We start from the raw sequence: 20,036 nt of genomic DNA on the forward strand, positions 1-20,036 counted from the left end.
CCTGTGGCGAAGTCTGACAGAGAGATCATGGAAAGTCTTTGAGGCGTACGACCTGACCGAGAGGTCTGGTCGGCGGCAACCCTCGGTGGCGCTCGGCGGCGGTCAGGGTACGACACACGGCGCGGCCCAGGGACATGGGAGGCGACGGCCAATCTCGCGAGAATCGTTCGGGATGATCGACACCCTCTCCCATCTCCTTGGCTATGGCTCACGCTGATCTGGTGAGCCAGCCGGCCAGGATTCCAAGAGCGGCGACTGCCCCGGGGGTCAGGATCCCGAGAAGAACATCTGCGCATGCGCGGGCTGCCCGGTATGCAGTCGAGGGCTCGTTGAGGCCAAGCCCGACGGCCGCATGCCGAGAGATCTTCACGGTTCCCAGTGAGCCTGAGATCCCCGAACTGTGAACCACCGCCTGCCCTATCGGACCGATGAGTACCTCCTTGTCCACAAGGAGGACGACACCTCGGCAGTCCTTGATCCAGAACTGGTCCAACCAGCCCTCCTTGCTGGGGACACGAACTCGACGTATCCACGTCAGCTTGCTCAGATCGACCGTGCGGTTACCCGTGACAGTCCGAGCAGTGAGAAGCTGCAAACCAGGGCCGTGACGCACGGAGCGAAACGTCGTATACAGGAGCGGAATTCCCAGCGCCAAAGCCAACCCCGCGAACATGGCGGGCACCCACGCACCGGAGCGCGTTGCCCCGAATCGCTCCAAGAGCGCAGGTACAACGATGGCGCCCCCTACGACCCCGCCGAGAACTGCAGAACCCGCGTGTAGGCGACGACGGGCTGTCCAGGCCGGAACCGCCGCCCGTGGCGCCTTCTCGACAACGATGCCCGCGCCAGCGGCGCGGGCCGCAGAGCGGTACGTCTTCTGCCTCTTCGACACCAGCGGAGCGTACCCGCAACATTCTGAGGCGTGACCTCTGCGCCGAGTCCAACCTCACCGAGACGTCAGACCTGCGATCAGCAGCCCATTGAGACGGTGGCGGTTGAACCCTGACAGCTGCCCAGCACCGCTTGGACTCCAACGTCAACCCCCGAAGGGTTTCCGGAGCCGACCCCTTAAGGCATCACGATCCGGCTCGCCCGCTCCCTCGGCCCCGAGATCAGGCAGCACGTACCGAGGTCCAGGACACCGTCCCGGTCGGGCCGCGCCTGCACCGTCACCTGGGCAGCCCGGCCGGCCTCGCCGCCGAAGCGACCGTCATGGTCGCGTTCCCCCGCCGAGCGTCAGCCCGAACCCCGTCGCCCCTCAGGCACCTTCTGGCCCCGAGAACAGGCACGGCAGAAGGGGACGCCTACCGGACGGTGAAGTCGGCCGCCTTGTTGTCGAGGGTGGTGGTGCCGTCCTTTGCTTCGGCCAGGACGGCGATGTGCCAGGCGCCGTGGGGGGACGCTGCAGCTTCGGCGGACGTGACCGTGGTGGTGTAGGTGCACTGCACGGTGTCCTTGCCGGAGGGCTTGCAGGTGGCCGCCTCAGCGGCGGTCATGTCCTTGGCGGTGAGCTTCTGCTTGGCGAGGGAGGAGTCCGCCGGCCAGGCCAGGACCTTGACGCTCTTGACGCCGGGGGAGGCGGTGACCTCGGTGGTGAAGGTGAGGGAGCCGTCGCTGTCGCCGGCGGGGGCGGTGTAGCGAGCCGTGCTGTGGGCAAGGGCGGGAGGCTGGTCGCCGGCGTAGGCGAGGGCGAAGGCACCGGCACCTGCGAGAACGACGACACCGGCGGTCACGGACACAGCGATACGTCGGGACATGGAAGAGTCTCCCCATCTGGCTCAGTCGGACGAACAGGCCTTGTGTGCCTGTCCGTTGCACTGATACTCGCCCCGCGGCGGTGTGCCGGGGATGAGCTCATGTACTCAACCCCGGCCTGAGTAGGTCGACCGGATGACATCTCAGCTCCCATCCGGCCGCCGTGACACGTCGGCGGGCCCGCAAGAGGCGCCGGTACGCCGGGGCCGGGGCGCGCGGCGTAGCTGGTCAGTCGCAAGCTCGGCCCTCGGCCCGGCCCACCAACTCGTCGATCAACTGGTCGTTCACAGGCTTCGACGGCTGCGGCTCACCCGCCTTGGCGGGCGCGGTCACGCTCTCGCTGGACATCGGTGCGTCTTCCTTGAGCGGGAGTTGCATCGAACGTCTTACAGTCCCAAGGAAGAAGGAACTGCTCGCTGGGTGTGGATCGAGTGCCTCAGTTCGCCAGTGAGTGTGGATCCGGGCGGGAGCTGGGTGCACACGGGCCGGCAGCGGGGTCCGGCGCCCGGCGCGAGATGCACGGACGGGCTGGCGGAGGCGTTCCCGCGGCGGCACGGCGCGCGGGCGGGGCAGGCCGGAAGGCCACGCGTCAGTGCCCCAAGGTCTACTCGACAGTGCCCCGGGAATCGCCGTCGTGCCCGTCCCAGCCTTGTCCCGTGCCCCAATCTCTCCTAGACAGGGGAAGACGATGTGAACGGGCGAGGGACGTGTGGTGAATGCAGGAGCGTGAGCAGGATCGGGGCGTAGCCCAGCGGCGGAGCCCCGTCCGGCACGGGACCGCGCTCCCGGGGCCCGAGGCGGCGGCCGGACTTGCCGCGCGGCTGCCGGGCGGGCTGTCGCCGGCGGCCGTCACGCAGTTGCAGCGCTCGGTGGGCAACACCGCCGTGGCGCAGGTGCTCAAGGGGCAGGAGCGTGAGCACGGCGCCCGTGACGGTCACGACGAGGCCTCGCGGGAGACTCCGCCGCAACGCCGTACGACCACGCCCGCCGTGCTGGGAACACCCGGCCGGCTGCCTGTGCAGCCGACGCGGCGGGACAGGTCCACACCGGTAGGCGGCGCCGGCCTCAGCGACGCGCACACCCACGACGACGCGGCGGCCCGGCAGTCGGCTCAGGAGGTCGGCGCGCAGGGGGACGCCCGGCGCGTGCTGTCCGGGGACGTCCCGGTCGCCGCTGCGGGGCAACCCGCTGTCACCCGTGCGGCCACGTCGGCGACATCCGTCGTACAGCGCCGCAAGCCGTCGGCGGACGCACCCAGGGAACACTTCGCGGCCAAGGCCCAGGACCACCCCGAATGGCCGGTGTTCCAGAAGCTGATGGCAGCGGGCGGCTTCCCGCCCGACGTCGTCGGGAGCGCCTGGCAGCTCCTGCTCGGCGGAGTCGCCGAGCAGGAGCGGCTGAACGTGGAGGCCTCCGACGCGTCGCTCGATCCCGCCGATCGGCGCGCGCGCCGGGCCTCCAACACCTGGTACCGGGAGCTCGTCAACCTCATGGGCGACCACCTGCGGATCACCACTCCCACGATGGCGCTGTGGTCGGGCGGCTTCGACGTGAGTGTCTACGCGCAGTCGAAGGGACACACGCCCCTGGAGTTCACCCGGCTCGGAAAAGTGGTGGACCAACTGGAACTGCACGCCGACTGGAAGCTCCAGGCTCCGCTGTGGAACGTCCTCTCCCGCGCGTTCGTCGAGCGCGCGACCGGGCCCGTCCATGTGTTCCTGCGGGCCTACAACCCCGACAGCGTCCTCATCGCGCAGGAGATTCCGCAACTGCGCGTCATCCAGAGGATCAACCCCGCCGTCACCGTCATGTGGCACCCCCTGTACACCTCGCCCGACGGCGCGATCAAGGAGATCTCGGACGACTTCCGGCTCACCGACGACGCCGCCTACAGCAGCCGCGACAAGTGCGTGGCCGTGATGCATCAGTACCTGCTGCGTTTCCACGACGCGAGCAACAGCAAGGCGTCGATGGCGTACCGGGAGATGGGCGAACTCCTCGCGCAGAACGGCACTCCGTAGACGGACGCGGTGCTCCTCGACCTCGGGGCGCCACGCCTCAAGGTGCCTCTTCCGAGCCGGTCCAGTCCGCGGCCCCGGGACTGAAGCACGAACGGTGGTGTTCGTCCACGGTCTGTGGCTGCTGCCAGCAGCTGGGACCGCTGGGCGAAGCTGTTCGAGGACAACGGCTATGCAGCCCTGACCCCAGGCTTGCCCGACGACTCTGCTGCCCTGCCGATCTCGACCCTCGAGTCGAGCTTCCGGTGCTCGACAACCCGGCCAACCGCAACCGCGCAGTTCCGCTGACCTGCGAGCAGTTCCGCTACGCCTGCGCCAACGCCGTCAGCGAGGACGAGGCCAAGCAGCTCTACAACACCTACACCGTGCGGAGCCCAGGCAAGCCGCTGTTCCAGGCGGCCGCAGCCAACCTCAATCCCTGGACCGAGGCCAAGGTCGACACCAAGAACCCCGACCGCGGACCCCTGCTGCTCATTTCCGGCGAGCGGGACAACACCGTCCCGTGGACGATCGTCAATGCCTCCTACAAGCAGCGGCAGGACACTCCGGGCGTGACCGAGATCGAGAAAATCCCCGGCGCGGGGCAGAGCAGCCGTATCGAGAACCACCTCGGTTTTCCCGTCGGGTGTCCGACATTCCTGACCGACCGGGCCCGGCGCCATGCGGGGAAGTTCGGCGCGGAGATTTCTCAGCACCCGGGAGGTGGTGGCGCTCGAGCCGGCCGGGTCCGCGCGGGTGCTGCGGTTCAACGACGGATCCGCCGATACCGCCCAGGCCGTGATCCTGGCCACCGGGGTCTCCCACGGGCGGCTCGCGGCGCCCGGTCTGGAGGCGCTGACCGGCTGTGGCGTCTTCTACGGCCCAGTCAGGGACCGCCGATCCATGGATAAACCTTCCTCTCCCGCCCCTGCGTGGGCGCCTCTACGGTCGAGGCTGCGGGCGCTCACCGGCCCGCCCTGACGAAGGAGCGAGACCCCCATGAAGATGACCGGCAACACGATCCTGATCACCGGCGGAACCTCGGGCATCGGCCTCGGCCTGGCCCTGCGCCTGCACGAGGCCGGCAACAAGGTGATCGTCGCCGGCCGGCGCAAGGAACTCCTCGACGAGATCACGGCCGAGCACCCGGGCATCGACGCGCTCGTCCTCGACGTCGCGGACCCCGACTCGATCGCCCGGGCCCGTGAGACCGTGGCGGCGAGCCACCCCGAGCTGAACGTCCTGGTCAACAACGCCGGCATCATGCTGCGGGAGAACCTCCTCGACCCGGCCGGACTCACGGTCGCCGAGGATCACGTCACGGTCAACCTGCTCGGCACGATCCGGATGACGTACGCCTTCCTGCCCCTGCTCGCGGGCAAGGACGACGCGGTCGTCATGAACGTCACCTCCGCGCTGGCGTTCGTACCGTACCCGAGCACCCCGACCTACTCCGCGACCAAGGCCGCGCTGCACTCCTTCTCCGAGAGTCTGCGCATCCAACTCGCCGGTGCTGACTCCGACGTCCAGGTGATCGAGGTGGCCCCGCCGGGCGTGCGCACGACCCTGCTGGGCCAGCAGGACAACGACCACGCCATGCCGCTGGACGACTTCCTCACCGAGACCCTCGACCTGCTGCGCGAGAAGCCCGACGCGAAGGAGCTTGTCGTCGAGGGCGCCAGGTTCATCCGCGACGCGGAGGCCAACGGCTCCTACGACGACGTCCTCGCCATGATCAGCGGCAGCTGACCCAGTGACCGACGCGGAACAGCGGCACGCGGGCTGGTCCTGCTGGGCCGCATCATGGACGAACGCGAACTGGACCCGCCTCGGGTGGTCCTCACCGCAGACGCGGAACGGTGATGACGCGTCCTCCGCTTCACCTCGGTCGTCGCACGGGAGGCGACCGGCTCCGTCCTCAGTGCTGACGGGGACGCGAGCGCCCGACGAACATCGTCGTGTCGGCCGGGCCGGGCCGGGCGACGAGGTCCGGGGCCGGTCCCAAGCGTTGGGCGTCCGCGATGGACCGTCGCCGCAGGCCGTCTTCCTGGCCGACGGCTTGCGGCGCAGCGCCGACAGCCAGCGAATTCCCAGCGGGCCATGCAGGGCAGGTGACCATCGGGCGTCTCGCCGCGAGCGTCCTCGGCGTCGGCCGTACGAGCGGCTTCGCGTGGGTGGGGGAGGCCTGCTCAGCCATGGATCGGTGGTCTCTGGATAGTCGGCCGGGATACGGCGAGGATGGGGACATGGACAAGAAGGAACTGGCGGAATTCCTGCGCCGTCGGCGTGAGGTTTTGCGCCCCCGCGACGTCGGGCTGGTCGAGGGGCCGCGCAGGCGTACGCAGGGGCTGCGCCGCGAGGAGGTCGCGCAGCTCGCCGGCATGTCCACCGACTACTACGCCCGACTGGAACAGCAGCGTGCTCCTCAGCCCTCCGTGCAGATCACCACGGCTCTCGCCCGGGCACTGCGGCTGACGCTGGACGAACGAGACCATCTCTTCGTCCTCATCGGCCACAACGCCCCGGCCCGCTTCCAGCGCTCGGAGCATGTCAGCCCGACGCTGATGCGGGTCCTGGACCGCCTGGACGACTCCCCGGCCCTGGTGCAGACCGACCTGGTCGACACCCTCGCGATGAACCCCTTGGCCGTGGCGCTGCTCGGCGACCAGACCCGCCACACCGGTCTGGCCCGCAGCGGCTACTACCGCTGGTTCATGGACCCGGCCGAACGTCTGATGGTTCCCGAGGAGACCCGCGAACGCCACGGCCGTGCCCAGGCAGCCCGCCTGCGGGCCGCACTGACAGCCGGCAGCGACACCCCCCGAGCCGCCCGGATCCTCACCGAACTCCAGGAACACAGCCCCGAGTTCGTCCGCATGTGGGAACTTCAGGAGGTCGCACAAAGCTACGACGACTGCAAGACCATCCTCCATCCCGAACTCGGCCGAATCGACGTCGACGCCCAGCTCCTGTTCACCGAGAACCGCGCCCAGACCCTGGTGGTGCTGACCACTCGCCCCGGCACGGAGAGCCACAGCAAACTCGAACTGCTCTCCGTCATAGGGCACCAGCAGCTCACCCCCTGACATCCTGGGCCGGGAGACGGGTCAGGGCTCGGCGCGAGAGGGGCCGAACAAGTGCGAGACCTGTGTGCCGAACCCGGTCAGGGGCGCTGGTGATGCATGGGGGCCACGGTCCAGGACGCCGGAAGTCGTCGGGACCGGCGGCGCGGCACCGCGCGCACCCACTTCGCACGGATTTTGCTCTGCGCGCTGTGGCCGGACAGGTGGGCCCCCGTGCTGTCCGGGCTCCGTGGTCGGGCCGCCGTTTGACCGGATGCCGCCTCCGTTTTAGTCTCGGATGTATACGGAGGCAGCATCCGTTTTGATGCGGCCGCAGGATCAGGGCAGGCAGGAGGGTGTATGAACGCCGGTGAACTGCGGGCACGCAAGCCCCGCGCGGACGTCCAGCGCAACCGCGCTGCCCTTCTGGAGACCGCGCAGCGTCACTTCCTGCAGCACGGGGTCGGCACTTCCCTGGAGGCGGTGGCCAAGGAGGCGGGCGTCGGGCCCGGCACCCTGTACCGGCACTTCCCGACCCGGGAGGCGCTGCTGGCGGCCGTGTTGCAGACGCGCTCCGAGGAGCTGGTGGCCCGTCAGGCGGACATCGAGCGGCTCGGCGACCCGGCCGAGGCGCTGGAGCAGTGGCTGCGGGCGATGGAGGAGTACTTCAGCGCCTTCAGCGGGCTGCCGGACCCGCTCATGGCCGCGGCCAGGGCGCAGGAGCCGGACAACCCGCTGACGATTCCCTGCGACATCCTCATCTCCGCCACCGATCAGTACGTGCGAGCCGCGCAGCTCGCTGGGCGCGTGCGCGCGTCGGTGCGCGGGCACGACCTGTTCCTCGCGGCCTGTTCCGTTGCCTGGATCAAGGGCACCGGCACCGAGGAGGAGTCGGTCGACCGGCTCCGCATGCTCATCGCGAGCGGCTACCGCGAGCGGGAGACCCAGGCGTAAACGTCAGGCACCCGCCCCGACCCACTCAACACCAGGTGGCACCACCACCCGGCCATCACATCTCGCTGCCCTCAGGGGCAGCGCAACCGTCCAAGGGGCAAATCATGAAAATTGCTGTCATAGGCGCTGGTGCCATCGGCGGGAACCTCGCTGCCAAGCTCAGCACGGCCGGTCACGATGTCCAGGTGGCCGACGCCCGCGGCCCCGAGGCCGTCCGGGCGGAGGTGCTGGAGTCCGGGGCCCGCGCGGCGGAGCTGGCCGACGCCGTCCAGGACCGGGAGGTCATCGTCCTGGCCATCCCCTTCGGGGTTGCGGGGAAGCTGGCCGCCCTGTTGGCCTCGGTCCCCGCCGAGACGGTGGTCATCGACACCTCGAACTACTATCCACACCTCAGCGGGCAGATCGAAGCCGTGGACAACGGCGAGATCGAGAGCGTGTGGAACGCCGAGCAGTTGGGACGCCCCGTGGTCAAGGCGTGGAACGCCGCCCTGGCCGAAACCCAGCGGACCCGGGGCGTGCCGGCCGGGACCCCGGGCCGTATCGCCATCCCGGTCGCCGGCGACTCCGAGGAGGCGCGGCGGGTGGCCATGCAGCTCGTGGACGACACGGGCTTCGACCCCTACGACGCCGGCATGCTGGCCGACTCCTGGCGTCAGCAGCCGAACAGCCCCGCTTACTGCACCGAGCTGACCCTCGACGAGTTGCCGGCGGCCCTGGCCGCGGCCGACCGCGTCAAGGACGCCCGTATCCGCGACAGCGTGCCGGAACGCTTCGCCAACCTCCCGGCCACGGCCACCCTGGAGGACGTCGTCGAGATGAACCGCGCCGCCCACCGCTGAGTCACCCGACGCGGCCCTCGTGCACGCAACGGCACGAGGGCGGCAGCGTCGGGCCGCCACGAACACCCCTTGTGCCCGGCTCTGGCCTCATGCCGTCGAACGGATGGCTGTTGAGGCCAGGAACGGCCGTGAATGGCAGTCCCGCTGTCGCCTGTCATCAGGCGGCAGGTGTCGCGTCCGTGCCCTGTCCGTTTCCGTCGGCCGTGCCTGGGGGACTCGCCGGATGCGGTGGCGTATGGAGCGCAGCAGCGGGTGCGGGTGCCCGCGTTGCGGGCGGGTTGGCTGAATCGGACGTTTGTGCACTGGCTCTCTTCCGCCGGAGGCGGTTCAGGCTCTGCTGCCTGTGGGACTGGTCGTGGACGAGTACGAAGGGGCTGCCTGGGCGGGGCTCAAGCCGTCTGTCATGGCGGATGTGCGGTATGTCCGGCATGGGAACGGGCGGGACGGGCTGTGGTTTCTGTCCATCGAGGCGGGCCTGCCTCCTGATGCTGGCGGCTCGTGCCGTCGGCGCGCCGTACAACCCGGGCGCCCTCAGCGTCTCCGCGGGCGGGGAACCGTCTCCTACGCCGGTTCGAGGTGACCAGGTGGGGCCTCCTACCGGCTGGTCGTCCGCCGCGCTGACAAGATCACGCCGACGGAACCGGGCCTGTGGTTGGCCTCGCGCCGGCGGGCGTACACCCGTCGGCGCGGCATGCTCTGGGAGACGCCCGTCGAGCACGAGCCGTGGCCGCTGGCCGACGCCGCGGTCGACATGATCGAGGAGACGCTGACGACAGCCGCGGGCATCCCCGCCCCACTCGACGAGCCCGTGGTGCACTTCTCGGAAGGAGTCCGGCATGTACGCCTGGGTCCCTCCCGGCCCTGTGTCCCAGGACCGGGCCCTTCCTGACCCCGGGCTGACACGACGGGCCCTCGCCCGGCCGGGATTCCCCCAACCCTTTCGAGCGGGGACGAGCGGATGAGCCGGATTCTCAGCGGGGCAACGCGGCGCCCCCGGCTGCGTTTCGACGGTTGGATCGCGGGCCTGGGCACCTCTTCCGGAACGCGCATCGTGCTCGGACACTGGCAGCGGTCACCGTTCGGGCGGTTCAGCGATGTGATGCTGGAACGGCCCGACGGAGAACGGCTGCTGCTGGCCCCCACGCAGGGGACGGCGAACTTCGTCAGCGACACCTATACCTTCGAAACCGTACGCGTCGTCCCGATCGACGTGACCGTCGCGGACGGCACCTGGATCGTCACCGCGGGGTCACTCGACCTGCGCTTCACCACCGGCCGGCGGGGGCTTCTGGGGTTCCTGCTGTGTGCCGTTCCCGGCGCGCTCGCCCGCCGTCCGGTATGGGGTGCGCTGACGGACTGGCCGACCCGGGTGCTGCTGCCCGGCGTGCGGACCCGCGGCAGCGTCGGCGCAGGACGCCGCGAGTGGTACGGCGCCCGGGACCTGCGGCCGATTCGCACGGTGTCGGCGGCCTTCGAGGGAACCGACCTCGGTGCGACAGCGCCCGTCGAACCGCCCGTGCGCTTCGGGTTCGGCTCGGTGCCGAGGAGACCCGCCGTCACACGGGTCACGACGACGATCTCGCTCGACTCCGAGTAAGGACACCCGGCCAGGGGTACCCGGCCGACCCTACGAAGGGGGCCCCTTGGACAAGACCAGAGTTCGGGAGCCTGCGAACACGGTGGCGGTCGCGCACGGTGCCTTCAACACCGTCGGCGGACTGTGGCCGCTGCTGCACCTGCGCGGTTCCGGGCGGGTCGGACCGAAGGCCGATGTGCGGCTGCAGATGACGACGGGTGGACTGCTGGTCTCCTGTCCACGCCTTTTCGCCACCGCTGGAGCGGACCGGCCAGTACGGCGAACAGGACGACGGGTTGCTGCACCGGATGCCCACGAGTTCTGCGGACCACCTCTCACCGAAGGGCCGCCAGGGAACCCCCAGCAGACCCCGGACCAAGCACAACGTGAGCATTAGGGAGGCCGCCGATGAGTGAGCAGACCCCGTCCCAGGCAGAGGGTGAGCGGCAGCAGAACATCGCCGCGAAGGACGAGCCGGAGACGCCCGGGCCTGGCGACGCACCACGGACGACCCCTTCGCAGGCGGAGGGCGAGGACGAGGACGAGGACGAGGAGAGGCGCGAGGAGTGGGAGGCCGGTTGGTCCGGTCCATGAGAGGCCGCTGCGGGCGACGGTGGTGAAGGCGTGGACGGCCCTGTGAACGACGTCCGGTCGGCGCACTGCGGGCTCACTCGCCGGTGGTCTTGCCGATCAGCCCGCCGTACGCCAGTTGCAGCGCGTCTGCCCCGGCCAGGGCGGCGAGCGCGCCCATGGCGGTGCGCGTCGCGCGCGGCCAGAGCAGCTGGCCGGCGGTGAGAGTCGAGGCCACCCAGACGCTCATGCAGAACGGGCAGGTCACCAGCTCACCCACGGTCTCCTTGCCGTCCTCGGGCTGCGCCTCCTCGTGCAGTTCGGCCGGGCCTTGCGGACCGACGTACCGGGTGAAGGGGGCCCGCAGTGGACTGGTCACCGATGCCTTGCTCAGCAGACGGCTGAGCCGGAACGTGGCCACCGAGGTCAACACCACGTCCCACGGCTCGGGCCGCTCGGGCAGCGGGCGCCCGCGCAGCCGTACCGCCGTGACCCAGGCCGCCGTGTACGCCCCGAATCCCGCCATGGCCGCCAGATAGCCGCCCAACGGCCGATCGTGCCCTGCCGAATAGTCTCGTTCGGTGTGCGTGAGAAGGCCGTGCACGCGTCGTGCGAGGCGGCCGTCAGCTGCTGTGCCCATGGGCCGTACCCGTTTCTGTCGCGCTCCGATGCCGGTCCGCTCCCCGACCGTTCCCCGGACGGTCGCCTCGGTCCTGCCGGCGCAGGCGCACCTCGACGCGGCCGTCGACGATGCGGCTGTCGAAGGCAGGCTGGGGCGCGGTTGCGGGGCCGCGGACGTTCCAGCCGTCCGAGAGCCGAAAGACGCTGCCGTGCCAGAGGCACTCGACGCACCCGTCCGCGACCGTGCCCTCGGACAGCGGTCCGGCGAGATGACCGCACCGCTCGGCCAGCGCGTGGATCGTCCCACCCGGCTCCCGCGCCACCAGGACCGGCACGTCGTCCACGCTGCGCCGTACGGGCTGACCGGCCGGGAACTCGTCCACCGTCCCGATCCGATGCCAGCCCTCCGTGACGACGTGTGGAACCTCTTCTGCGTGGTTGGCGCCGGACGCCTGCCGGTAGGCCAAGTTCGGATCGGCCCGGGGCTCCCGCTCCAGGCAGTCCAGCAGCCGCAGGACCCGGCTCTGCCGCATCCGACGGAGGTGAGGCGTTGTGGTCATGGTCGGCCGGGTCCCCACCTGCACGGACGCCAAACGGAGCGACGAACGTCCGAGCAGTTCCGCCCCGACATCGGTGGCCGTGTAGTCGATGACCTCACTGCCGACGTGGCATTCGGCCATCTCCAGCCGCTCGGGAATGCGGTCGATGGAGATCACCCTCGCCTTCCCCCGGCTGAGCACGGATTTTCACGCTCGGCCGCACTCCTGTCCGGGCGCGACGGGACGTGCGCCGGGGAACGAGCTATGCACCGCCGTTGCCCTCGCGCAGGGAATGGATCATGCTCTGCAGGATCCGGAACGCGCTTGACTGCTCGGTCTCGGTCATGCCGGCCAGCATTCTGATCTCGACGGACCGGACCGCTACGGTCGCCTTCTCGAGGCTCTGTCGGCCACGAGGTGTGAGCCGCGTGGGAAGAGCCTTCCCGACGGGTGCCTGCGCGGGCCTGGTCACGTAGCCCTCCCGTTCCAGGGCTTGGAGCAGCACGTTCATCGACTGCCGTGTCACGAACGCGCCCCGCGCGAGTTCGGAGTTCGACAAGCCCGGTCGTTGAGCCAGCAGCTCGAGGCAGGAGTAGTGCGTCACGCTCATCCCGAGCGGCCGCAGCACCTCCTCCATGGCTACGCGGAGAGCGCTCGACGCCTCTTTCAACAGGTAGCCCAGTGACGTCTTCAGGTCGACACCGTCTTGATTCATGTCAGGATTCTGACATAGGTTGCCTGTGTCAGAAAGCTGACACGAAAAGAAGGAGCATCATCATGCCCGCGACCGGCCCCGACTTCATCTCGCTCCAGGCGCGCGACCTCGACGCTTCGCAAGCGTTCTACGAGCAGTATCTCGGCCTCGTCCGCTCGTCGGCCGGACCTCCGCACGCCGTCGTCTTCGAGACGAAGCCGATCGCGTTCGCACTCCGCGACGTCGTTCCCGGCACCGACCTCGCATCCGTCGCCCAGCCCGGCATCGGTGCCGCGATCTGGCTCCACGCCACAGACGTCCAGGCCATTCACGATGCTCTCGTCGCCGACGGTCACACCATCGTCTCCGCACCGATCGACGGCCCCTTCGGCCGGACCTTCACCTTCGCCGACCCCGACGGCTACCGAATCACCCTCCACGACCGCGCCTGATCGGCCAAACGGCACCGGACGATCACCGATCCCCGAAGGCCGCGGAGCGCTTCCACGCCTGCGGCCGGCGTTCGGGCCACCGTGGGAGCCGGCCGCAGGTGTGGAAGCGCTGCCGCGCGGCTCCCTCCTGCACGGCCTGAACGGCGTCAATCTGTGGGCGGGTGTGTCTGCTTCGCCTCGCGAAGGGCCACCCAGGCGTCCGCTACGGGCCCGATATGTTTAAGTTTGTCGGGGTTGTTCACTGTGTGGATCGTCTGGATCTGCCCGTCGCGTACGTCGAGCGCCCAGGTACTGAGGACCTGGCCGTCCCGGTCGCGGAAGATGGCGCCCGGCTGGCCGTTCACCTGCTGAGGCTGTACGACGCCGCCGCCCCTGACGACCAGCGGCACGAACGCCGCGAGCACCCGGGCCGTGTGCCCGGCACCGAGGATGACGGGCTTGAACTGCGGGGCCTTGCCGCCGCTGTCGCCGATCATCTGAACGTCGGCGGCCAGCAGTTCGGCCAGCCCGTCGACGTCCCCTTCCCGGAAGGCGTCGAAGAACCGTTCGGCGAGTTTCTCGCGCTCCTTCCGGTCGGCTTCGAAACGCACCTGGCCCATGGCCATGTGACGGCGCGCCCGCGCCGCGAGCTGATGGCACGCCGCCGTCGAACGCCCCACGGCCGCTGCGATGTCCGGGAAGCCGAAGGCGAACACCTCCCGCAGCACGAAGACCGCGCGCTCGAGCGGCGTGAGCCTCTCCAGCAGGAGCAGGGCCGCCATCGACAGCGAGTCCGCCAGCTCCGCCGACCGCGCCGGATCCTCGTACGGGTCGGTGAGCAGCGGTTCGGGAAGCCACGGCCCGACATACTCCTCCCGCCGGACGCGTGCCGAGCGCAGCACGTCGATCGAGATCCGGGTGACCACGGTCGACAGGAACGCCTTGACCGAACCCGGCTGAACGGAGGTGGCCTGGTAGCGCAGCCAGGTCTCCTGGACCGCGTCCTCGGCCTCGCTCACACTGCCCAGGATCCGGTAGGCGATCGAGAACAGCAGCGGCCGCAGCTCCTGGAACTCTTCGGTCTTCGTCACGCCGGCTCCTCCTTGAATCTGAGCCACCACCAGAGGTGGCGCGGCTTCCAGTTGGGCAAGCCGCGCCCCTCGGCCATCAATGATCACTGCCTGTTGTTCGGCCGGCAGCGGGGCACCTGCGCATCCGCCATGGCGCCATGACCCGTGGAACGCGCCGCCGTTCAGGGCCACCTCACCAGGGCACGGAGCCCTCCTCGCTGAAGAACCCGGCGGTCGGTCCGTCCGCGCCAAGGGTGGCCAGGCGCACCACGGCTGCGGCGCCCTGTGCGACCGTGAGGAGCCCGGTGTGGTTGTTGCTGTCCGTGGCGACGAAGCCGGGGGCGACCGCGTTGACGAGAACGCCGTCCTTCCGCAGCTCATTGGCGTACTGCACGGTCAGCGCGGTCAGCGCGCTCTTGGACGGCGAATACGCAGCCGACGGCAGCAGTACCGCGAAGGGGCCGTCCGGATCGCTGGTGAGAGTCAGCGACGCCGCATGACTGCTGACGTTGACGACGCGCGGCGCCGGTGACCGCCGCAGCAGCGGCAGCATGGCGTTGGTCACCGCGATCACCCCGAAGACATTGGTCTCGAACACGGCCCGGACCATGGCCAGGTCGACGGAGCTGGGGACTTGATCGTGGGCTTCATCCGGTGCGACCTGCCCGGATCCGGTGATGCCGGCGTTGTTGATCAGCACGTCGAGGTAGCCGAAGCGCTCCTCAACCTGCTTCGCGGCCTCCTGGACGTCGGCCTGGTCAGTGACGTCCAACGTGACCGCGTGCGCGTCACCGCCTGCCGCGCGCACCGCCGCGGCGGCCTCCTCGCCGCGCCGCGGGTCTCTGGCACCGATCAGGACCGTCATGCCCAGCGCAGCGAGTTGCTCGGCGACCCCACGACCGAGCCCCTTGTTCGCCCCGGTGACCAGCGCGATCTTCTGATGTGCCGTCTCCTCGCCCATGTCCCGCTCCCTGTTGTCGAGGTGGGTTCTTCGCAGAACCTGTCTTCGCAACCTGAGACGAGACAGCCCTGCAAACTCTGACACGCGGGACAGAGCCAACTGTTCTCGGCCGAGGCGTTCTGGCCGGAGTCAGGCAGGACGGTCTGCTCGCCGTCGAGGTCCACGAAGCGGTAGCGGCGCTGCCGCCGAGCCCGTCCGGTGCGGAGCTGTGCCGGTAGAGCGCGTAGCCAGTGGCACGTCCGTCGCGCTCGTGGTGCACAGCGCACCGGAGCGAGGTCGCCGTACCGCGCCGGTGTGGGCCACGGCAAGACCGATGACCACCCCGTATTGAGACACGACCAGGAGTACACCGCTCTGCGCCTCGCCCTGATGGTGGTGGGTGACCTCCAGCGCGACCCCCTGGGGTCGGCACCCGCTCCGAAGTCACGGGGTGTGCCCCATGGCAACAGCGTCGGCCGGGATCCGGAATTCCGGCTCCCGGCCGACGGCCGTGTCGCGGTGGACGGTCGGTCAGGAGTTGAACGGCGTGGATCCGTCGCCCGTGACGATGCGCCACAGATGGTCGGCGGTGCCGTTGTCGTCCCACTGCACAGCCTGGGCCCCGGATGCGGTGGACATGTTCTGGATGCCCAGGGCCAGGCCGCTGTTCTTGTTGACGATCTTGCAGTAGCCGCCACCCGCGTCCACCAGTGACCAGAGGTGGTCGGCGGTGAGTGTGTCGCCCCACTGCAGTGCGGTGGCGCCGGCCGTCTTGGAGGCGTCCTTGATGCCGAGCACCTGGCCGCTGTTGGTGTTGAAGATCTTGTAGTAGCCGTTCTCGGCGGGAACGATCTTCCACGAGTGGTTGGCCGTGGTGTCGGCCGTCTGCTGCTGGGCGGCGCCTCCAGGGGCGATCGAGGAGCCGGAGATACCGAGCTCCAGGTTGCTGTTCTTGTTGATGATCTTCACGGCCGGTGTCTCCGGATACCAGGCCTCCAGCTCGGTGACGCCGACGGATTTGCCGGTCTGGGGGGTGAGGACGACCCGGAACTGGGAGGTCGTGATCGTCGGGAAGGTCACCTCGTTGGCGTTGTCGGCGACCGGGGTGGCCGGGTTCTTGGTCTGGTTCGGGACGTTCACCCACGACCCGTTGCTGAGGTATTGGACGGTGTAGCTCGCCGGGACGCGGATGTTCGCGCCGTCGTCGTAGGTGTAGAACTTCACTTCGTTGATCTTTCGCGGCGCGCCGAAGTCGACGCCGAGGTGGTCGGTGGCGTTCGGCGAACCGGAGTTGGTCCACCGGTCGTCGGGGATCTTGTCGTAGCGGATCCAGCCGTCGGTGGCCCGCAGCGGGGCGTCGAAGGTGGTGGGCTTGCAGGTCTGCCCGCTGTGACAGTGCGGACCGTTGGAGACGGTGTTGGTGTAGGAGGCGAAGGCCTTCGGGAAGGGCTGGGTGATGGTCCGGCCGAGCCAGTCCTGCTCGGCGGTCAGCGGGTTGGCCGCCACGTTCATCAGCCGCGTGGCCGGCGCCGTGGCGACGGGGGCGGCCACGTTCACGGTGGTGTTCCCGAGCGTCGACGACTGGTGGATGCGCTGACCGTCCTGGAAGATCTGCAGGCCGCTGCCCTTGCCGTAGTGCGTGCCGTCACGGTCCCAGCGGATCGAGTAGGTGTGCCCGTGGTACGGCAGGGACTCCACGGCGAACCAGTCCCAGCCGGACGGGACCAGCGGCTTGAGTGCCAGCGTGTTGTCCGCCTGCGGCTTGATGCCCAGCAGACCGGTGAGCACCAGGTCGTTGAAGCTGGAGTGGTTGTAGTTCTCGCTGAAGTTGAAGCCGTCGTAGATCCACTCGCCGGTGTCTCCGTTGGCGGCCTCGGCGATGTAGGGCTTGCCGTCCTTGTGCTGGAGGTCGGCGAACTGCGCCAGCATCGTCTGGTAGTCCTGCTTGGTGACGTAGCTCTGCGCCGGGTAGTCCTGGAGCAGGTTCGCCATGCCCGTCAGGATCTGGCTCGTCTGGAACGGCCAGCTCGGGCCGTTCCAGTGGCAGCAGTTGGCGTCGTCGCGCTGCTGGGAGGCGGGGATCGCCTGGTAGTTGAAGTAGGGGTTCGTGGCGATCCGGTCGATCTCGGCGAAGCCCGTCCCCTTGGTGAACTTCAGCGTGTTGGCCCCGGCCTTCATCGGGACCTGCACGGTGACGGACTTCGACTCCGAGAACTGGCCCCAGCTGCCGGTGGGGGCGTAACTGACGGCGATCGGGCCGGCGGTGGCGCCGTTCACGACGAGGTTGTGGGTTGACGTGCTGGTGGTGCCGTTGGCGTAGTGGACGGTCACCGGGTACGTGCCGTTGCCGGGCGCGTCCACGGTGAAGGTGACGTCGCTGTCGGCGAAGTCGATCTGCCCGATGTACTTGCCGTTGGAGGCGGTGGTCGCGTTGAAGGTGTTCGCGTGGGTGACGGCGGCCTGCTCGGCCTCGTAGTCGTGCACCCGCTCCAGCGTCGTGGGGCCGAACGGCGCCGCGAACCGCTTGGAGTCCGTCAGGTACTTCCACGCCGACGAGTACTGCGCATCGGGCAGGTTGAACGCCCAGGGGGCGTAGCCCATCGCCTCGCGCCAGGTCGTCCTGGTCTGCTTCAGGGTGCCGTTGGTGTTGTCCGTGTTGTAGACCTGCATGAAGAACTGGCGCTGCGGGTCCCAGAGCGAGTTCTGCACGGCGGCCTTGAGCTGCGCGGCCTTGGCGTCGTACTCGGTCGCGGTCGCGGTGTCGCCGTTCATGGTGGCGATCTTGCTGATCGCCTGGGCGGCGCTGAACATGTAGGCGTTGATCGTGGGCCGGTAACCCGGGCCGCCGCTGAACCAGTTGCTGCTGTGCATCGACGTCTCGGTGTACTCAGTGGCGTCGGACAGCGGGGTCTGGTGGTACAGGTCGCTGGTGGACTGTGTGCCGTTCACCGTGACGTCGTTGGTGAAGTTCGAGTCCCACCGCTTGTAGAGCGCGATGAGCTGGGGGAGGTCGGACTTGATCCGGGCCGCGTCTCCGGTGGCGAGATAACGCTGGTACGCGGCGCTCGTGATCCACTCGCTGAAGTTGCGGGCGCCCGAGTTGCCCGCCCCGCGCAGCCAGAAGTCCAGGTAGTCACCGGCGTAGTCCTGGTTGCGCAGCCAGCGCCCGTCCAGCACGTGGTAGCCGGCCGCGTCCGGGAGCGCGGTGTACGGGTTCCCGGCATAGCCGATCGGCACGTCGTACTCGGTCGACACGTAACCCGTCCCCGGCGTGGTGTAGCGGAGGGCACGCTTGTAGGTGCTCCACCGGTAGTAGTAGACATCGTCGATGTCGTTGTCGGGGGTGTCGAGGAAAGGGATGTTGTCCTTGTACCACTGCCGCTCGTCGAGTTGGTTGGCGGCGAGGATCGCGTCCTTGTCGAGCGCGACCGCGTTGGGGTCGTCGGCCGCTTGGGCGGGGGTCGCCCCCGGCCCGCCGGTCAACAGGGCCATGGACAGCGTCGAGCCGCACAGTGCGGCCACCAGGCGGGAGCTGGGTCTGAGTCGGTGGCGCATAGAGGTGTCCTCCATTGGGCACTCATACAAGACATTCGTCATTCGAAATATCGAACAGCGTTCGAAATTTTGCGAGACGGTAGTGACGGACGGGACGGGAAGTCAATAGATCCGGCAAGGAAAGTCGACAGCTCGGACAACTCGGGAACATCGCCGCGTCGTTGCCCAGGTGGTTCCGGGGGCCTGCCGTGTCGGCGCGGGCGTGTCGGTACCAGCTGGTCACGGTGGTCCCAGGCCCGTGGCCAGCCAGACCCCATCGCCTGTCGCTCGACGAACTCGCAGGCCGGGGTGAATTGGACTGGTCACGGTGCGCCCTCGACTCCGTCAGCGTCCGTGCGGTCAGAGGGGGCCGTTGACGGGACCGAATCCGACCGACCAATGACCCTCCCGCTGAGGGTCTTCGGCGTGGTGGCGGGGTCGCCGCCCACCGTCGCGAAGGGCAGGGCGGTGGTGCGCGCCGAGGGCCGCTGGATCAGTTACGACGTCCCGGAGGCCCGCCTCAAGCCGGGCCGGAATGGTGAGCGTGGCGCCGTTCCGGCCCGACAGCACCGTGGCGCCGGAGCCGTCGACGACCATGACGTTCTGGCCGGGGAACGGATTGCGCACGGTGATGTCGCCGTTCGCGCCGGCCTCGACGGCGACGGTCACCAGTGTTCCGCCGCGGATCTGTACGTGGGCCTTGCCCCTGCGCTGGATGTGTACGGTCCCGTCCGCATCCCGGGAACTCGGACATCCGGGCGCGATCCGCAGGGTCTGGTCGGGCAGGCCGGATCGCCGCGGCGGCCCGTCGGGGGGGGGGGGGGGGGGGGGCGGGGGGGCCCGCCCCCCCCCCCGCCCCCCCCGCCCCCCGCCCCCCCCCCCCCGCGACCGAGCCAGTCGGGGGGCCCCACCCCCCGGCCCGCGGCCCCCCCGGGCGCGCGCGCCGGGGGGGGGGGGGGCCGGGGGGGGCCCGGGGGGGGCGGGGGGGGGGCGGCCCCCGCCCGCCCGCGCCGCCCGCCCCGCGCTCCTCAGCGGGACTTCTTCGCCATGCTCTGTTCCAGGAAGGAGATGACGGTCTGCCACGTCGGAGTCACGGGACTCGGCGGCGTGGACCGTCCGCCGCGGGTCGTCTGCTCATAGGCGCCCGCTCGGATCGCGTCGTCGCTGAGCATCGCGAAGGCGGTGCCGTGTCCGGCCTTCGGGAAGGAGATCAGGTGTGCGTCGTCACCCGAGGCCACCAACTTGTCGTAGAGGAGCCGGCTCTGGTGGTGGGGAACGATGGAGTCCTGCTCTCCGTGCAGGATGAGGAACGGCGGGGTGCGCCGGTCGCCGATGTAGGTGAGCGGGTTGGCGGCGGCGACCTTGGCGGGGCATGCCGTGACGGTGCAACCGAGCAATCGTGACTCCGGGGGAGCGGGCGTCGGAGTGGCAGTTCGTCAACCCGAACGCCGAGT

Annotated in this window: 17 protein-coding genes and 3 pseudogenes; 11 read left to right on the forward strand and 9 right to left on the reverse strand. The window is 69.4% G+C overall.

Annotation, left to right across the window (positions count from 1 at the left end):
- Positions 1 to 208 precede the first annotated feature (208 nt).
- Together ACIPFH_RS34530 and ACIPFH_RS34535 are read right to left on the reverse strand one after the other, a co-directional pair.
- Positions 209 to 493 (reverse strand): hypothetical protein, encoded by a 285-nt coding sequence (locus tag ACIPFH_RS34530; RefSeq protein ID WP_401832859.1) that lies wholly within the window; start codon positions 491 to 493, stop codon positions 209 to 211.
- An 811-nt stretch (positions 494 to 1,304) separates the two neighbouring features.
- Positions 1,305 to 1,757, reverse strand: coding sequence for a DUF5707 domain-containing protein (locus ACIPFH_RS34535; RefSeq protein ID WP_401832862.1), 453 nt, complete (start codon positions 1,755 to 1,757; stop codon positions 1,305 to 1,307).
- A gap of 714 nt (positions 1,758 to 2,471) precedes the next feature.
- Between ACIPFH_RS34535 and ACIPFH_RS34540 the strand changes: the two genes are divergently transcribed.
- From ACIPFH_RS34540 to ACIPFH_RS34580, 9 genes and pseudogenes are all read left to right on the forward strand, one after another.
- Positions 2,472 to 3,776, forward strand: a complete 1,305-nt coding sequence (locus ACIPFH_RS34540) for a hypothetical protein (RefSeq protein ID WP_401832863.1) — start codon at positions 2,472 to 2,474, stop codon at positions 3,774 to 3,776.
- Positions 3,777 to 4,351: 575 nt separating this feature from the next.
- A pseudogene (locus ACIPFH_RS34545) lies at positions 4,352 to 4,634 on the forward strand (fused response regulator/thioredoxin-disulfide reductase); the annotation flags it as partial.
- Between the two features lie 117 nt (positions 4,635 to 4,751).
- On the forward strand, positions 4,752 to 5,501 hold the full coding sequence (locus ACIPFH_RS34550; protein ID WP_401832865.1) for an SDR family oxidoreductase: 750 nt from the start codon (positions 4,752 to 4,754) through the stop codon (positions 5,499 to 5,501).
- Positions 5,502 to 5,998: 497 nt separating this feature from the next.
- The gene (locus ACIPFH_RS34555) at positions 5,999 to 6,838 is read left to right on the forward strand and encodes a helix-turn-helix transcriptional regulator (protein ID WP_401832866.1); all 840 of its coding nucleotides are present in this window, start codon (positions 5,999 to 6,001) and stop codon (positions 6,836 to 6,838) included.
- Positions 6,839 to 7,174: 336 nt separating this feature from the next.
- Positions 7,175 to 7,768 carry a TetR/AcrR family transcriptional regulator gene (locus ACIPFH_RS34560; RefSeq protein ID WP_401832868.1) on the forward strand — a complete coding sequence of 198 codons (594 nt, stop codon included), beginning with the start codon at positions 7,175 to 7,177 and terminating at the stop codon, positions 7,766 to 7,768.
- Between the two features lie 104 nt (positions 7,769 to 7,872).
- Positions 7,873 to 8,607 (forward strand): NADPH-dependent F420 reductase, encoded by a 735-nt coding sequence (locus tag ACIPFH_RS34565; RefSeq protein ID WP_401832870.1) that lies wholly within the window; start codon positions 7,873 to 7,875, stop codon positions 8,605 to 8,607.
- Positions 8,608 to 9,259: 652 nt separating this feature from the next.
- Entirely contained in the window at positions 9,260 to 9,496 is a 237-nt protein-coding gene (locus ACIPFH_RS34570; RefSeq protein WP_401832873.1) for a DUF2071 domain-containing protein, read from the forward strand.
- A 69-nt stretch (positions 9,497 to 9,565) separates the two neighbouring features.
- Positions 9,566 to 10,204, forward strand: coding sequence for a hypothetical protein (locus tag ACIPFH_RS34575; protein ID WP_401832875.1), 639 nt, complete (start codon positions 9,566 to 9,568; stop codon positions 10,202 to 10,204).
- Between the two features lie 387 nt (positions 10,205 to 10,591).
- On the forward strand, positions 10,592 to 10,777 hold the full coding sequence (locus ACIPFH_RS34580) for a hypothetical protein (RefSeq protein WP_401832877.1): 186 nt from the start codon (positions 10,592 to 10,594) through the stop codon (positions 10,775 to 10,777).
- Positions 10,778 to 10,850: 73 nt separating this feature from the next.
- On the opposite strand, the gene ACIPFH_RS34585 is transcribed toward ACIPFH_RS34580, so the two are convergent.
- The 3 genes and pseudogenes from ACIPFH_RS34585 to ACIPFH_RS34595 all read right to left on the reverse strand — a co-directional run bounded on the left by ACIPFH_RS34585 (position 10,851) and on the right by ACIPFH_RS34595 (position 12,628).
- Positions 10,851 to 11,393 (reverse strand): DUF1360 domain-containing protein, encoded by a 543-nt coding sequence (locus ACIPFH_RS34585; protein WP_401832879.1) that lies wholly within the window; start codon positions 11,391 to 11,393, stop codon positions 10,851 to 10,853.
- Positions 11,377 to 11,844: pseudogene (locus ACIPFH_RS34590) on the reverse strand (Rieske (2Fe-2S) protein); the annotation flags it as partial. The pseudogene ACIPFH_RS34590 and the gene ACIPFH_RS34585, both read right to left, overlap by 17 nt.
- A 331-nt stretch (positions 11,845 to 12,175) precedes the next feature.
- Positions 12,176 to 12,628 (reverse strand): MarR family winged helix-turn-helix transcriptional regulator, encoded by a 453-nt coding sequence (locus ACIPFH_RS34595; protein ID WP_401832880.1) that lies wholly within the window; start codon positions 12,626 to 12,628, stop codon positions 12,176 to 12,178.
- Between the two features lie 62 nt (positions 12,629 to 12,690).
- Between ACIPFH_RS34595 and ACIPFH_RS34600 the strand changes: the two genes are divergently transcribed.
- The gene (locus ACIPFH_RS34600) at positions 12,691 to 13,059 is read left to right on the forward strand and encodes a VOC family protein (RefSeq protein ID WP_401832882.1); all 369 of its coding nucleotides are present in this window, start codon (positions 12,691 to 12,693) and stop codon (positions 13,057 to 13,059) included.
- 146 nt (positions 13,060 to 13,205) lie between these two features.
- On the opposite strand, the gene ACIPFH_RS34605 is transcribed toward ACIPFH_RS34600, so the two are convergent.
- From ACIPFH_RS34605 to ACIPFH_RS34615, 3 genes are all read right to left on the reverse strand, one after another.
- Positions 13,206 to 14,129, reverse strand: coding sequence for an RNA polymerase sigma-70 factor (locus ACIPFH_RS34605; protein ID WP_401832885.1), 924 nt, complete (start codon positions 14,127 to 14,129; stop codon positions 13,206 to 13,208).
- Positions 14,130 to 14,301: 172 nt separating this feature from the next.
- Positions 14,302 to 15,069, reverse strand: a complete 768-nt coding sequence (locus tag ACIPFH_RS34610) for an SDR family NAD(P)-dependent oxidoreductase (RefSeq protein ID WP_401832887.1) — start codon at positions 15,067 to 15,069, stop codon at positions 14,302 to 14,304.
- A gap of 510 nt (positions 15,070 to 15,579) precedes the next feature.
- On the reverse strand, positions 15,580 to 18,603 hold the full coding sequence (locus ACIPFH_RS34615) for an MGH1-like glycoside hydrolase domain-containing protein (protein ID WP_401832890.1): 3,024 nt from the start codon (positions 18,601 to 18,603) through the stop codon (positions 15,580 to 15,582).
- A gap of 248 nt (positions 18,604 to 18,851) precedes the next feature.
- Here ACIPFH_RS34615 and ACIPFH_RS34620 point away from each other — a divergent pair.
- Positions 18,852 to 18,982, forward strand: a pseudogene (locus tag ACIPFH_RS34620) (IS5/IS1182 family transposase); the annotation flags it as partial.
- 628 nt (positions 18,983 to 19,610) lie between these two features.
- On the opposite strand, the gene ACIPFH_RS34625 reads toward ACIPFH_RS34620, so the two are convergent.
- On the reverse strand, positions 19,611 to 19,979 hold the full coding sequence (locus tag ACIPFH_RS34625; RefSeq protein ID WP_401832893.1) for a prolyl oligopeptidase family serine peptidase: 369 nt from the start codon (positions 19,977 to 19,979) through the stop codon (positions 19,611 to 19,613).
- Between the last annotated feature and the right edge of the window lie 57 nt (positions 19,980 to 20,036).

This window comes from Streptomyces sp. NPDC088157 (genome assembly GCF_044741545.1).
GTDB lineage: Bacteria > Actinomycetota > Actinomycetes > Streptomycetales > Streptomycetaceae > Streptomyces.